A 13,844-nucleotide genomic window follows, 5' to 3' on the forward strand; every position below is an offset into this window, starting at 1 on the left:
TGTTGTCTGATGCCGGGGCGCTTGTTCAGGCGATGGACTCAGGACTGCGCGGACAACCAGGCGCGCCAGCCGCCCCAAGCGCTGATATCCGTGGCGCCCTCCAGGCCATAGGCGTCGCAAATGAACCCGGTCTCCCAACGACCATCGTCCAACTGCACCTTACCCAACCCCAGCGGGCCCGGGATCCCGGTCAGGAACGAGCCCAACTCGCTGCTGGGCAATTGCCAGACTTCCACGGCGATGGCCACGCCACCTTCAGCGACCCGGACCATCCCCGGACGCTTCAGCGGGCCGCCGGCCAGTGCGTACAGCCGGTAATCCGGTGAACTCCGGGTCGTTTCGAGCAGGCGCGCGCCGCGTTGCTTGAGTTGCCCGTTAAGCGCCAGGCCGTCAAGGTGCGCGCCGCAGACCACCAGGCGGGCCTGATCATGGCGAGCCTCATGGGCAGGTTTTTTGCCGCCCTGATACGCATGGGCTAGGCTCAGCAGGTATTGATCGGTGAAGGCCCGACCCAACAAGGTCACCCCCCAGGGCAAGCCGTTGGCCATGAAGCCGCTCGGTACGGCCACGGCGGCATAGTCCAGCAGGTTCATGAAGTTGGTGTAGTAACCCAGCTCGGCGTTGCGCAGGACCGGCTCTTCGGCAAGCTCGGCCAAGGTCACCGGGCGACCGATGGTGGGCGTCAGGACACAATCCAGCCCGGCCATCAGGCGGTCGCACTGCGCCTTGAGTGCCTGCAGGCGATACTGCGCGCGGAAGGTTTGCACGCCGCTCACCTGGGGGGCTTTGGCCAGCACCGCATGGATCACGGGCAGTACCGCATCTGGCTGAGCCTGCGCCAGCTCGCCGACGACGCTATAGCGCTCGGCCACCCATGGACCTTCATAGAGTAGCCGTGCGGCCTCAAGAAACGGCGACAGGTCGAGACTGACCGCTTCGCCGCCCAATGCCTGCAAGCGCTCGATCGCGGCGGCAAACAGCCCCGGTCCTTCAGTACAGCCGAAAAACTCCAGGTCCCGGGCCCGTGGCACGCCAAATCGAAACGGCCGCACGCTGCCGAACGCCGTGCCATCGTTCCAGGCGGGATTGGCGCGGCTGTATTCATCTTCAGGATCCTGCTGCGCGATCAGCGCCAACAAACGGCTCGCCTCGGCGGCACTGGCGGTGAAGGTCGTCACGCAGTCGAGGGTGCGACAGGCCGGTACCACCCCGGCCGTGGACAGCAGTCCCCTGGTCGCCTTGAGCCCCACCAGGTTGTTGAGCGCCGCCGGCACCCGGCCCGAGCCCGCGGTATCGGTGCCCAGGGCAAAGCTGGTCAAACCCAGTGCCACCGTCAAGGGCGAGCCCGCGCTGGAGCCCCCCGACGGGTATTCAGCGAGCACGCTGTTACGGCAGGGGCCATAGGGTGAGCGGGTGCCGTTGAGGCCGGTGGCAAACTGGTCGAGGTTGGTTTTACCCAACGGCACCGCCCCCAGGTCGATCAACTGCTGGACAACGGTCGCCGAACGCTGCGGGGTATAGGCGAACGCCGGGCACGCCGCCGTGGTGGGGATACCCGCCAGATCGATGTTGTCCTTGATGGCAAAGGGCACGCCGTACAACGGCAGGCTTTCCATCGTGCTGGATTCAAGGGCGACCAGGTAAGGCTCCAGCTCCTGGGCACTGAGCAGGTGGATGAACAGATTGAAGTCGGGATTCAACGCCTCGGCCTGTTCACGTAGGGCGAGGATCAGGCGACGTGGCGAGCATTCGCCGCTGGCGTAGCGTGCCCGCAGCACGTCCAGTTGCAGATCGGTTTTCATGGCTTTTCTCCTGTAGGGGGGACGGGCTCAATCACGACCACCCGTTGCCCGGCGCGCACCGCCGAGCCGGGTTGCACGAGCACTTCTCGAACAATGCCGGCACAGGGCGCAAGCACCGGAATTTCCATCTTCATCGACTCCAGCACGACCAACGCCGCACCTGCGGCGACCCGCTTGCCGACAGCGACCTGAACCTGCCAGAGGTTGCCCGCAATGGGGCTTTCCACGCTGGTTTGATGAGCCGGCAAGGGCGCTTCTTCGGGTGCCTCGACAAGCGCTTCGCTGCTTTCGAAGTGCGCTTGGCCGCTGTCGATCCAGCGCCGTCTTTCGGCGGAAAAAGCGCTCTGTTGCCGGTCTCGGAACGCCTGGATGCTGCTCGCTTCACTGGCCAGGAAGTCCTGGTAGTCGGCCAGACGCAATTGGCTGTGCTCGATGTTCAAGTCGAAGCGACCGAGGGGGAAATCGCGACGGATGCGCAGCAACTCCTGCGCGCTGACCGGGTAGAACCGGATCTGATCGAAGAAGCGCAACAGCCAGGGTTTGCCGGAGAACGCCGCCACTTCGCGGTAACGGTTCCACATCTGCAGCGTACGCCCGACGAACTGGTAGCCGCCGGGGCCTTCCATGCCATAAACGCACAGGTAGGCGCCTCCGATACCCACCGAGTTCTCGGCGGTCCAGGTCCGCGCCGGGTTGTACTTGGTGGTCACCAGGCGATGCCGGGGATCCAGCGGCGTCGCTACCGGTGCCCCGAGGTAGACATCGCCCAGGCCCATGACCAGATAGCTGGCCTCGAACACCGTGCGCTGTACTTCATCCAGGTCGGGCAGGTCATTGATGCGGCGAATGAACTCCAGGTTGCTGGGGCACCACGGCGCATCCTTGCGCACGGTGGTCATGTATTTTTCAATGGCCAGCTGGCAAGCCGGGTCATCCCACGACAGCGGTAAGTGCACGATGCGAGAGGGGACCTGCAAGTCGCGGGCAGCACAGACCGCGTCCCATTCGCCAGCCACGATCTCCAGCAAGTGGGCCAGGGGGAGTTGTTCGGGTTGGTAGTGGACCTGCAGCGAGCGGATACCGGGCGTAAGGTCGATGACCCCCGGCAACGCCTTGGCTTCGAGCGCCTGCATCAAGGCGTGGCCCCTGAAGCGCAACACCAGGTCGAGCTCGGCGGCGCCGATCTCCAGCAGCAGGTGGGTATCACCGGCCAGGCGTGCCACCAGGCGGGTATCGTCCTGGCCCAGGTCCAGCACAATGGGGGATTGCAGCCCGATCACGGCGGCGTCCCTGGGGGGCTCGGCGGTCAGCGCCGCGGTGGCGAGTTGGCGTGCCTGGGCGAGATTGGTCGGGATGAACCGCACCTTGTCCCCGGCCTTGAGTTGCCCCAGTTGCCAGAGGTCGGCCTCGATCACGGTCACCGGACACACGAAGCCACCCAGGCTGGGGCCGTCGGGGCCGAGAATCACCGGCATATCCCCGGTGAAATCCACCGCGCCGATGGCATAGGGGTTGTCGTGGATATTGGACGGGTGGAGCCCGGCCTCGCCACCGTCGGCCCGAACCCACTCGGGTTTGGGGCCTATCAGGCGCACGCCGGTACGGCTGGAGTTGAAATGCACTTCCCAGTCGGTGTTGAAAAAAGTGTGGATGTAGTCTTCGGTAAAGTATTCCGGTGCGCCGTGGGGGCCGTAGATCACGCGGATAGAGCGCAGCGCCGCCAGCGGCGGTTGCCCGGCAAGCACCGCGCCGGCCGTTGCGTCGGTCAGCGGGGCCAGGTGCAGCACATCGCCGGCGCGCAGCGCCCGTCCACCATGGCCACCGAACTGGCCGAGGGTGAAGGTGCTTTTGCTGCCCAGGTAATCCGGCACCTGCACGCCACCGCGCAGGCATAGATAACTGCGTGCGCCGGCTCCGGCGATGCTGCCCAGGCTCAATACCGAACCGGCCTTGACCCGCAGCGCGGTATTCATTGCCACTGCTGCGCCATCGAGCGTCACCGGCAACACCGCGCCGGTCACTGCCAGCACGGCGTCAGTATTGAAGCGCAGGCTTGGCCCGCTCATGGTGATCTCGAGACCGGCGCAACCCTCGGGGTTGCCCAGCAACAGGTTACCCAGGCGCAGCGCGCGGCTGTCCATGGGCCCCGAAGGCGGCACGCCCACGGCCCAGTAGCCCTGGCGCCCCGGATAATCCTGCACGCTGGTCTGGGTGCCGCCACTGAGTACTTCGAAGGTGTTGGCGTGATAGACCAGCGCTTCCAGGCAACGGGTCCAGGGCTGGCCGCTGGCGAACGGCACATCGAGCAGGATCTGGCGAAGGTAGTCGCGGTTGGTCTCGACGCCGTAAAGCTGGCTTTCGCCCAGCGCCCGGTGCAGGTGCAGGCGCGCCTGCTCGCGGTCCTCGGCCCAGGTGATGACTTTGGCAATCATCGGGTCGAAGTAGGGCGGGATCTCACAACCGGCCTCGACCCAGGTATCGATACGCAATGCCTGGCCATCGGCCGGCGGGAATTTCACCGCCGTCAGCAGGCCCGGGCTTGGCTGGAAGTCCTTGCCCGGATCTTCGGCATACAGACGGGCTTGCACCGCGTGGCCGCGAGGTCGCAGGCGGGCGCCCAATTCGCCGAGGGGCGGCAAGTCTCCCGCGGCCAGCTGCACCATCCAGCGCACGAGGTCGACGCCCCAGACCTGTTCGGTCACCCCGTGCTCGACCTGCAGGCGGGTGTTCACCTCCAGGAAGTAAAAGCGTTGATCGTCGCTGTCGAAGACAAACTCGACAGTGCCGGCGCTGCGGTAGTTGACCGCCTTGGCCAATTGCACGGCGGCGTTGCAAAGGGCTTCGGCCATGCCGTCGGGCAGGTTCGGTGCGGGGGTTTCTTCAAGGACCTTCTGGTTGCGTCGCTGCACCGAGCAATCGCGTACGCCGAGGGCCAATACCTCGCCGGCACCGTCACCGAATACCTGGACCTCCAGGTGGCGGGCGCGCTGGATGTATTTCTCGATAAACACCCCGGCGTTGCTGAAGTTGTTCTGGCCCAGGCGCTTGACGGTCTCAAAGGCTTCCTGCAGCTCCTTGGCGTCGCGGCACACGCGCATGCCGATGCCACCTCCGCCCGCGGTGCTCTTGAGCATGATCGGGTAGCCCACCTGCGTCGCGGCCCGCAGGGCTTCATCGAGGCTGTCAAGCAGGTCGCTGCCTTCCAGCAACGGTACGCCCTGCTGGCGGGCGAGGGCGCGGGCGGTGTGCTTGAGGCCGAACAGCCGCAGTTGTTCCGGCGTCGGGCCGACGAAGGCGATCCCGGCCGCTTCGCAGGCCTCGGCAAAGGCGGCGTTTTCGGAAAGAAAACCATAACCGGGATGAATGGCCTGGGCGCCGCTGGCCTTGGCCGCGGCCAGGATCTTGTCCACCACCAGGTAGGTGTCGGCCGCGGCCCCTTCACCCAGGCTCAAGGCCTGGTCGGCTTCAAGGATGTGGCGGCTGGTGATATCCGCTTCGGAATACACCGCCACGCCCTTGACGTCGAGTTCGCGCAAGGTGCGCAGGAGACGGCAGGCGATGGCACCGCGGTTGGCAATCAACAGTGTGTCAAACATGACGGATTCCCTGGAGGCGGCGCTGGTCCGCCTCGGCTGGGGTGCGGGTCGTCCCACAGTTTTTCGAAAGGGTCTCGGGGTCGTCCCCAGACAGCGATCAAGGCCGCTTGCGAGGCAGCGTCTGGCCCGAGCGACTCTGGCAAATCGTGAACAGCCATAGCCGCAGGGGCTTGAGCCAGGGTTTCAGTCCCATATCAGCAGCTCCGCGGGGGTGGGGTTATAGCCATTGCACGGGTTGTTCAGTTGCGGGCAGTTGGAAATCAACACGATCACGTCCATCTCGGCCCGCAACTGCACGTACTTTCCGGGGGCGGAGATGCCGTCCTCGAAGGTCAGGGCGCCTTCGGGCGTTACCGGCACGTTCATGAAGAAGTTGATGTTCGGGCTGATATCCCGTTTGCCCAGCCGACCATCGTGGGTGCAGGCGCGCAGGTAGTTGTCGCGGCAGCTGTGCATGTGGCGTTTGTCCAGGGCATAACGCACGGTGTTGCTTTCCTGGGCGCAGGCACCGCCGAGGGTGTCGTGGCGACCGCAGTTGTCTTCGACGATGGTCAGCAAGGGGCGGCCAAGATTGGAGTAGAGCACGCTGCCGGTGCTCAGGTAGACGTTGTTCTGGCGCCGCAGGGTGCGTTGGACGTCGTAACGCTCGCGCGGGTTGGCCGCGCTGTAGAACAGCGTGTCAACGGCCTGGTTGCCTTCGAGGTCGAGGATGCGCAGGGTCTGGCCGGCCTTCACTTCGGTGAGCCAGGGCTCGCCCGCCGGGACGGTGGCCCGGTAGACGGCTGATTCGGGATGCAGGTGGGTGGTCATGGGGTCGTCCTCAAACGAACAGGCGGTCGGTGTTGATGAAGCCGCGCAGGTTTTCGGGGCGCGAAGTCCGGCAGTGTTCGGCGACGCTGGCGTCGGCGCTCATAAAGGTCAGTTGCACCGGTTTGGGCGCGTATTCAGGGGCGGGGTCCATGGGGTGTTGCAGCGCGGTGATGATGAACAGGGTGTCCATCGGCGCGTAGAGCTCAATGCAGTCGCCCGCTTTGGAATGCGCTTCGACAAAGTGCAAGGCACCGTGAGCGTCGACGTCGACGCGACTGAACAGATTGAGGGTCATGGACAGATCGCAGAGCCCCAGTCCCCACTTGCCCATCTCCACCAGCAGGTTGTCTGCGCCGTTGCGGTAGAACCCGTTGCGCAGCTCCTGGTAGCGGCCGCGGCCGTACTTCTGTTCGACTTCGTCGGCGCATAGCACACCACCGAGGCTGTCGCTCCAACCGCAGGTGTCACGGGTGATGGCCGCCAGCACCCGGCCCATGTCCGAGTACAGGCAATGGCCGGTCGTCAGCTTGGCGGTGTGTTGGCACTTGAGACTGTCAGGCAGGTTCAATCGCTCGGTTTTCTCATGCGCGTTGAACAGCATCAGGCTGACGTTGGCGCCGCCTTGAAGGTCGGTCAGGCGCAGTAGCTGCCCGCGCTTGAGCACGAAAGAAAGGTGGCCGCCGCCGGGCAGGCGTTCGTCGGCAAAAACAGCAGTGTCATTCATGGGGTCAGTCCCAGGATCGGTTGAAGAGCGCTCGCCAGCGAGGTCGCGAGGGCCGCCTGGGCCTCGCTGCGCTTGCTGTTGAGCGGCAGGTCGTAAGTAATGCGGGCCCCATAGGCATAGGGCGCATGGGGATCGACGCGCACCTTGTCGAAAACCATCAGTCGGGTGCCCAGGCTGAAGCCTTCGCTGAGGTCGTGGGTGACCATGAATACGGTCAGCCGGGTTTCGCGCCACAGGTCCAGCAGCAGGGCGTGCATATCCTTGCGGATGCCGGGGTCGAGGGCGCCGAAGGGTTCGTCAAGCAGCAGCACCCGTGGCTTCATGATCAAGGCCTGGGCGATGGCCAGGCGTTGCTGCATGCCGCCCGAGAGCTGCGCCGGGTATTTATCCAGGGCATGACCGAGACCGACCTTGTGCAGCAGCGCCGCCGCCTGTTCGCGGGCGGCGCGTTTGCGTTGGCCGAACAGCCGGCCCAGCAGCGGCGCCCGGGGCAGTTCCAGGCCCAGGGCGACGTTGTCCAGCGCGCTCAAGTGGGGGAACACCGAATAGCGCTGGAACACCACGCCACGGCTCGGGTCCGGCTCCGCGGCCAACGGTTGGCCGTCGAGCAGGATTTCGCCACGGCTCGCTCTTTCCTGGCCCAGCAACAGCCGCAGGAAGGTTGATTTTCCGCAGCCGGACGTACCGACCAGGGTGCAGAACTCGCCTTCGGCGATACTCAGGTTCAGGCCCTCCAGCACCACATGGTCGCCATACTGCTGCCACACATTGTTGACTTGGATAAAGCTCATGAGCGGGCTCCTTCGTACCAGGGAAAGGCACGCCGGGTGAGCTGCTTCAAGCCCCAGTCCATCAGCCAGGCCAGCAGGGTGATCCACACCACATAGGGCAAAATAACGTCCATGGCCAGGTAGCGGCGCACCAGGAAGATCCGATAGCCCAGGCCATCTTCGGAAGCGATGGCCTCGGCCGCGATCAGGAACAACCATGCCGATCCCAGCACCAGCCGCAGGGAAATCAGCAGCCGTGGCAGCAGTTGCGGCAGGACCACGCGCAGGATCAGGGTCCAGGTCGAGGCTCCCAGGGTCTGGGCCTTGATCAGCAACTCGACGGGGATTTCCCGGGCCCGTTGTTCCAGGTCGCGGGCCAGTATCGGCGTGATGCCGATGACGATCAGCATCACCTTGGACAGTTCACCCAGGCCGAAGACGATAAACAGGATCGGCAGGATCGCCAGCGGCGGCACCATGGACAGCACCACCAGCAACGGCGACAGCGGCGCGCCGAACAGCGGCAGCGTGCCCGCGGCGATGCCCAGGCACAGGCCCGCCAGGGCGCTGACGCCCAGGCCGATGGCCAGGCGTCGCAGGCTGGACGCGGTGTCCTGCCAGAGCACATAACCACCGCTGCGCTTGTCCTCGCTGAAGGCCATGCGTTTCACCGCATCGGTCATCTGCACGGCGCTGGGCAGCAGCTTGTCGTTGGGGTTGTCTGCCAACCGCTGCGCGGAGCCCAAAAAATAGGCACACAACAACAGGGCGAAGGGCAGGATCACCAGCAACAAGCGTGTGGGCCGATCAGGGTGACGATTGATCAGGTGCATGGACGTGTCCTCTGCTTACAGCTTGCCGTCGACCGCCATCTGCACGTAGCCGGGGTCAAAGCGCAGCTTGAGATTGCCCTTGTCGCCGCGAGTGACCTCATGGGCGAAGCGCATGCCGACCGCGCTGCTGTCCTTGGCCGCCTGACCAAGCAGGCCATGCTCAAAGGAGAAGCCAGAGACCTTGTCCATGGTTTTCGGCAGTTCGGGGCTGTTGACGAAGTCCAGCATCTGCTGCGGTGTACGGAACAGCTGGGTCGTCGCCAATTGCGCCTTGAAACCGGCCAGGTCGGTGCCGGAGGCCTTGGCCATATGTTCCAGGGCTGCTTCGCCGGCGGCGGACTGACTGCCCATCAAGGCCACGACTTCGAACCAGGCGCCGGTCAGGGCTTTACCCAGTGCGGGGTTGTCTTTGAGCGTCTGGGTATTGACCACCATCATGTCGATGATCTCGCCAGGGATCTTGCTGGAGTCGAACACCTCGGTGACCCCCGGCTTGGCCTTGATGTCGGCGAGCATGGGATTCCAGGTCGTGACGGCCTGGACGGCGTCGGTGTTGAAGGCGGCGGAAATATCCGCGTCGGACGTGTTGACGACTTTCAGGTCCTTTTCCTGCAGATCGACGCTGTCCAGTGCGCGCGCCAGCAGGTAATGGGAGACCGAAAGTTCGACCAGGTTGACGTTCATGCCCTTGAGGTCGGCGACGGTCTTGCCGCTGCCCTTGATGACGATGCCGTCGTTGCCGTTGGAGAAGTCGCTGACCAGCAGCGCGGTGCTGTCCACGCCACCGGCGGCGGGGATGGTCAGGGCGTCCATGTTGGTCATGGTGCAGCCATCGAACTGGCCGGCGGTGTACTGGTTGATCGACTCCACGTAATCGTTGAGCTGGGTGACCTTGATGTGGATGCCGTATTTTTTGCCCCACTTGTCGACGATGCCTTGGGCTTGCGCATACTCCCAAGGCATCCAGCCCGCATAGATCGTCCAGCAGACGTTGAAATCAGTCTTGGCCGCGGCGTTGGAAGGCAGGCTGACCAGCAGGGCAATACCGGCGGCGAGGAGGGCGGATAGAAGGGGTTTTCGCATGGTAAGACTCCAGTTGAGGATGGGCGGACAGGGAGCAGCGCGACACCTGTATGAATAGGTGGTCTGTCTCCCGGGCTTTTATCCCGCCGTGTAACCTCAACTGGAGGTCGTTGGCTCTCGGACCAGTCACTCGCTTTTCAGCGAGCCGGAACCCTAGCCAACTATTTGCAAATTGTGGTGCGTCTAGCTCGCGCTACTCCTGCACGCCCTGTTCCTTGCGAGAGGCGTGCCAGATCATGGTCATTTCTCCAACGCCAGGCTCAAGGGGGGAAAGCGGCGAGATACAGCGGATTTTCCGGGGCTGAGTTCGGTTGCTTTGCACCGCCCATCCTTGAGAGATGCTCCGGGTTGGGGCGGCTCGCACTCGATTGGGGCGATCCGGCGAGGCCGGAATATACGACGTTGTTTAAAAAACTCGGGTGTTTCACAGCGGAAATACACGAAACCGTTAAACTGACACCCCAGGAGCGGATTATATCCGTCCAGCTTGTTTTCATCGCAGTGCCTGACACGAGGTGCTTTGGGTGAGAGAGTCGTACACTCGGTTGTAAAGACAGCGTCGCGCTTCTGGTGCCTTACGTGCTCCCAAGGGCGTAGGGCGGTGATTACAGGTATACAGTGGTAAGAGAAATGGACTCTAGCGTCGGGTTGATCAGTGGCGAAGAAGCGGAGCCCTTTTTCGTGCAGACACTGGAGCAGGCAATTGATGCCGTGGTGGTCATTGATGATCACAATTGCGTGGTGTTCTTCAACGGGGCGGCCGAGCAGCTCTGGGGGTGTCCGCGCAGCGAAGTACTGGGCCAAAACGTCAATACCTTGGTGCCCCTGGCTGTCTATGCCCAGCATGACGGTTTTATCAGCGCCAACCGCGAGACCGGGGTCAACAAGATAGTCGGCAGCAGCCGGGATCTGCGTATTGTGCGCAAGGATGGCGAAGAGCGCTGGGGCTCGTTGTCCATCTCGAAAATCACCTTGCAGGGCCGCATTCTCTACGCCGCCTTTCTCAAGGACATCACCCAGGCGCGCTTGAAGGACATCGAGCACCGCTTGCTCTCGATATCCGTCAATGCCACCCGTTCGGCCACCTGTATCGCCGATGCGAATGGAGACCTCATTTATGTCAATGACGGGTTCGTTCGCTTGTTGGGCTATTCCCGTGAAGAGGTGATCGGTCAGTCACTGCTGATATTCTTTACCCCGGGTACCCAAGCCAAGGCGAATGCACAGCAGGTGCTGGAAAAGCTCCTCGGCGGTCAATCCAATGAAACCAGCGCGCTGATCGGCAAGCGCAATGGCCAACGGCTGTGGCTACATGTTTCCTCGACGCCGGTGTTCGATGCCCGGGGCAAGGTCGAAAACATCGTGATCGTGTTGACCGACATTACCCGGACAAAGCTGCATGAGGTGTTGCAGGACAAGATCATCGGCGCGCTGTTGAAAGAGGCGTCGCTGGAGAGCGTGCTGACCTTGCTGTGTGAGGAGATTGAACACATTGCCCCCGAGGTCGCTGTTTCGATCCTCAGTGTGGACAAGAACGGAATCCTCCACCCCTTGGCCAGCCCGGGCTTGCCGCCGGATTACTCCAGGGCGATCGAGGGCCTGTCAGCCGGTCCGGCCAGTGGCTCCTGTGGCACGGCGGCCTACCGGGGCGAGCCGGTTCTGGTGACGGACATTCACCACGACCCGCTCTGGGCCGACTACAGGGCCCTGGCTCAACAGTTGGCTTTCCAGGCGTGCTGGTCGGTTCCGATCCGCAACGCCGCGGGACGGGTCGCGGCGACCTTTGCGCTCTACTTCCGGGAGTCCCGCGGACCGGATCCTCTTCATACCCATCTGGTAACGGCAGGTATCCACCTGTGCCTGCTGGCCCTGGAGCGGGAAGAGGCCCGGCAGTCCATTCTGCGATTGGCCTTTTATGATGCCCTGACCGGCTTGCCCAATCGCAATTTCCTCCTGGCCCAGGCCGAGCGGACCCTGCTTGAAGCGGCTGAAGAGCAGACCGAACTGGCGGTATTGTTTGTCGACCTGGACCGTTTCAAGCAGATCAACGATGCCCTGGGGCACGCCTCGGGGGACGAACTGCTGCAAGTCATGGCGCAACGGCTGCGCAGTGTGCTGCGGGAGTCGGACATTGTCGGGCGTTTGTCCGGGGACGAGTTCGTGCTGGTGTTGCCACGGATGGGCGCCACCCAGGTCACATTCTTTCTTGAGCGGCTGCTGCTGACCCTCAGTGTCCCGGCCACCGTTGCCGGGACTTGCGTGGTGTTGTCGGCCAGTATCGGCATCAGCCTGTTCCCCAGGGACGGGCAGGATATGGAAAGCCTGCTGCATTGCGCCGATATCGCCATGTACCAGGCCAAGCGCGTCGAACGCGGCAGCTTCAGCTTTTTTCTCGAGGAGATGAACAAGACCGCCCAGGAGCGCTTGATGCTGGAGACGGACTTGCGCAGGGCCCTGGCCGGCGATGAGCTGTATCTGGCTTATCAGCCGCAGGTGGATCTGCGCAGCGGACGTCTGGTGGGGGCCGAAGCGCTGGCGCGTTGGGTGCATCCGACGCTGGGCCCTATCGGCCCCGACCGGTTCATTCCTCTGGCCGAGGAGTGCGGGCTGATCAATGCGCTGAGTCAATGGGTGCTGGAGCAAGCGTGCGAGCAATTGGCGCAGTGGCGTCGGCAAGGGTTGGGGATCCCTTCCTTGTCGATCAACCTGTCGCCGATCAACTTCCACAACCGTAATCTGGCCGAGTTGATCGACCGGCAATTGCAATATTGCGACTTGCAGCCGAGCGACCTGTGTGTGGAGTTGACCGAGGGCGTCTTGCTGTCCAATAGCGCCAGCACCGAGCAAACCCTCCGTGATTTGCACGCCTTGGGCGTGCGCCTGGCAATTGATGACTTTGGCACCGGCTACTCCAGCCTGGGGTATTTGCGGCGCCTGCCGATCAGCGAGTTGAAACTGGACAAGAGTTTCGTCGACGACCTGGAGCGCGATGCTTCCTGCCGCGCCCTGAGTGAGTCTGTCATTGGTATCGGCAAGGGGCTTGGCTTGCACGTGGTGGCTGAAGGCATTGAACAGGTCGCCCAGTGCGATATCCTCGTGGCGCAGGGCTATGAGGTAGGGCAAGGCTATTTGTTCTCGGTCCCGCTGCCGAGTGAGGCGTTTGCACAATGGGTCATGGCGCGTGACACCGAGCGCTGCGTGGACGAAGGCAGCATGGTGATGACAGCGATCACGGACAACCTCAGCCGGCCATAAGTGGATCCGCCTCGTTCTGCGCATAACGCGTGGGCGGCAGCCCGACATGGCGGGTAAAGGCGACGCTGAACGCGCTCGCCGAGCTATAGCCGACGCGTTGTGCAATCTCCGCCAGGCCAGCTTCCTTGCGGCGTAGCAGATTCTTGGCCAGGGCCATGCGCCAAGTCAGCAGATAGGCCATCGGCGCTGTCCCCAATGCGCGGTTGAAGCGCTCGAAGAAAGCCGAGCGGGAGAGGGCGGCCTCTTTCGCCAACTGCGCAATCGTCCAGGCTTGGGTCGGGCTTTCGTGCATTCGTCTGATCGCCACGGCGAGGCGTTCGTCGGCAAGCCCACGCAAGAGGCCGGGTGAGGTGGCGGGTCCCGCCGTGGAGCGGAGGGCCTCGATCAGCAGCACTTCCAGCAGGCGCTCCAGGATCACTTCCCGCGCCGGCCGCCGCTCGCGGGACTCGTCGCTCACCAGTTGAACCAGGGTGGTGAGTCTTTTTTCGCCGCGAACATGGATCAACCGCGGGAGCAGCGACACCAGCAAAGCCGCGTCCGGCGAGCCGAAGACGCAGTGCCCCACCAGCACCAGCACTTCGTGCGGCCCGCCTTGTACACCCAGCCGGAACCCGCCCTGGAGCTGCGCGACGGGTGCTGTCTCAACGTCCTCGGGCGGCGGCTCAAGACTCGACATCGCAAACCCCGGCGAGGAGGGGATCAGGACAAAGTCGCCGGCCTGGAGCTCGATCGGCTCGCGTCCCTCAACCGCGAGGCGGCACGTACCTTCGAGGATCACGCAGTAGAAAGGCTGTCCGGCTTCCGATCGGCGAACACGCCAGTGACCCGCGCCGCTGACGAGCTTCGAGAACGGCGCGCACGGCTGGAGCAGGCTGACGACTTCCGATAACGGATCAATCACGGCAGGACTCCTGCGAATGAGATATGGACTTTCGAGTGTAGCAAGTCCGGATGCGCGGCCGTATCGTTTC

Annotated in this window: 9 protein-coding genes and 1 riboswitch; of the genes, 1 reads left to right on the forward strand and 8 read right to left on the reverse strand. The window is 63.6% G+C overall.

Annotation, left to right across the window (positions count from 1 at the left end; all coding sequences use genetic code 11):
- Positions 1 to 38 precede the first annotated feature (38 nt).
- From atzF to M5C71_RS00215, 7 genes are all read right to left on the reverse strand, one after another.
- Positions 39 to 1,802, reverse strand: coding sequence for an allophanate hydrolase (atzF, locus tag M5C71_RS00185; protein WP_248766957.1), 1,764 nt, complete (start codon positions 1,800 to 1,802; stop codon positions 39 to 41).
- Positions 1,799 to 5,398, reverse strand: coding sequence for an urea carboxylase (gene uca, locus M5C71_RS00190; RefSeq protein ID WP_248766958.1), 3,600 nt, complete (start codon positions 5,396 to 5,398; stop codon positions 1,799 to 1,801). Before uca ends, atzF begins: the two co-directional genes overlap by 4 nt.
- A 183-nt stretch (positions 5,399 to 5,581) precedes the next feature.
- Positions 5,582 to 6,208, reverse strand: coding sequence for an urea amidolyase associated protein UAAP2 (locus tag M5C71_RS00195; RefSeq protein WP_103495612.1), 627 nt, complete (start codon positions 6,206 to 6,208; stop codon positions 5,582 to 5,584).
- 10 nt (positions 6,209 to 6,218) lie between these two features.
- The gene (locus M5C71_RS00200) at positions 6,219 to 6,932 is read right to left on the reverse strand and encodes an urea amidolyase associated protein UAAP1 (RefSeq protein ID WP_248766959.1); all 714 of its coding nucleotides are present in this window, start codon (positions 6,930 to 6,932) and stop codon (positions 6,219 to 6,221) included.
- A complete protein-coding gene (locus M5C71_RS00205; protein ID WP_152740817.1) occupies positions 6,929 to 7,723 on the reverse strand; it encodes an ABC transporter ATP-binding protein in 795 nt (264 codons plus the stop codon). The genes M5C71_RS00200 and M5C71_RS00205 overlap by 4 nt, the downstream gene beginning before the upstream one ends.
- On the reverse strand, positions 7,720 to 8,535 hold the full coding sequence (locus tag M5C71_RS00210; protein WP_103495615.1) for an ABC transporter permease: 816 nt from the start codon (positions 8,533 to 8,535) through the stop codon (positions 7,720 to 7,722). The genes M5C71_RS00205 and M5C71_RS00210 overlap by 4 nt, the downstream gene beginning before the upstream one ends.
- Positions 8,536 to 8,550: 15 nt before the next feature.
- Positions 8,551 to 9,618 (reverse strand): putative urea ABC transporter substrate-binding protein, encoded by a 1,068-nt coding sequence (locus M5C71_RS00215; RefSeq protein ID WP_177104722.1) that lies wholly within the window; start codon positions 9,616 to 9,618, stop codon positions 8,551 to 8,553.
- A gap of 65 nt (positions 9,619 to 9,683) precedes the next feature.
- A riboswitch (guanidine-I (ykkC/yxkD leader) is annotated at positions 9,684 to 9,786 on the reverse strand.
- 462 nt (positions 9,787 to 10,248) lie between these two features.
- Here M5C71_RS00215 and M5C71_RS00220 point away from each other — a divergent pair.
- Positions 10,249 to 12,873, forward strand: a complete 2,625-nt coding sequence (locus M5C71_RS00220) for an EAL domain-containing protein (protein ID WP_248766960.1) — start codon at positions 10,249 to 10,251, stop codon at positions 12,871 to 12,873.
- On the opposite strand, the gene M5C71_RS33715 is transcribed toward M5C71_RS00220, so the two are convergent.
- Positions 12,860 to 13,774: an AraC family transcriptional regulator gene (locus M5C71_RS33715; protein WP_248766961.1), complete on the reverse strand. Its 915-nt coding sequence runs from the start codon at positions 13,772 to 13,774 to the stop codon at positions 12,860 to 12,862. The two genes, M5C71_RS00220 and M5C71_RS33715, sit on opposite strands and share 14 nt — an antisense overlap.
- Positions 13,775 to 13,844: the final 70 nt, after the last annotated feature.

It is taken from the genome of Pseudomonas sp. MWU12-2345 (assembly GCF_023242385.1).
GTDB lineage: Bacteria > Pseudomonadota > Gammaproteobacteria > Pseudomonadales > Pseudomonadaceae > Aquipseudomonas > Aquipseudomonas gingeri_D.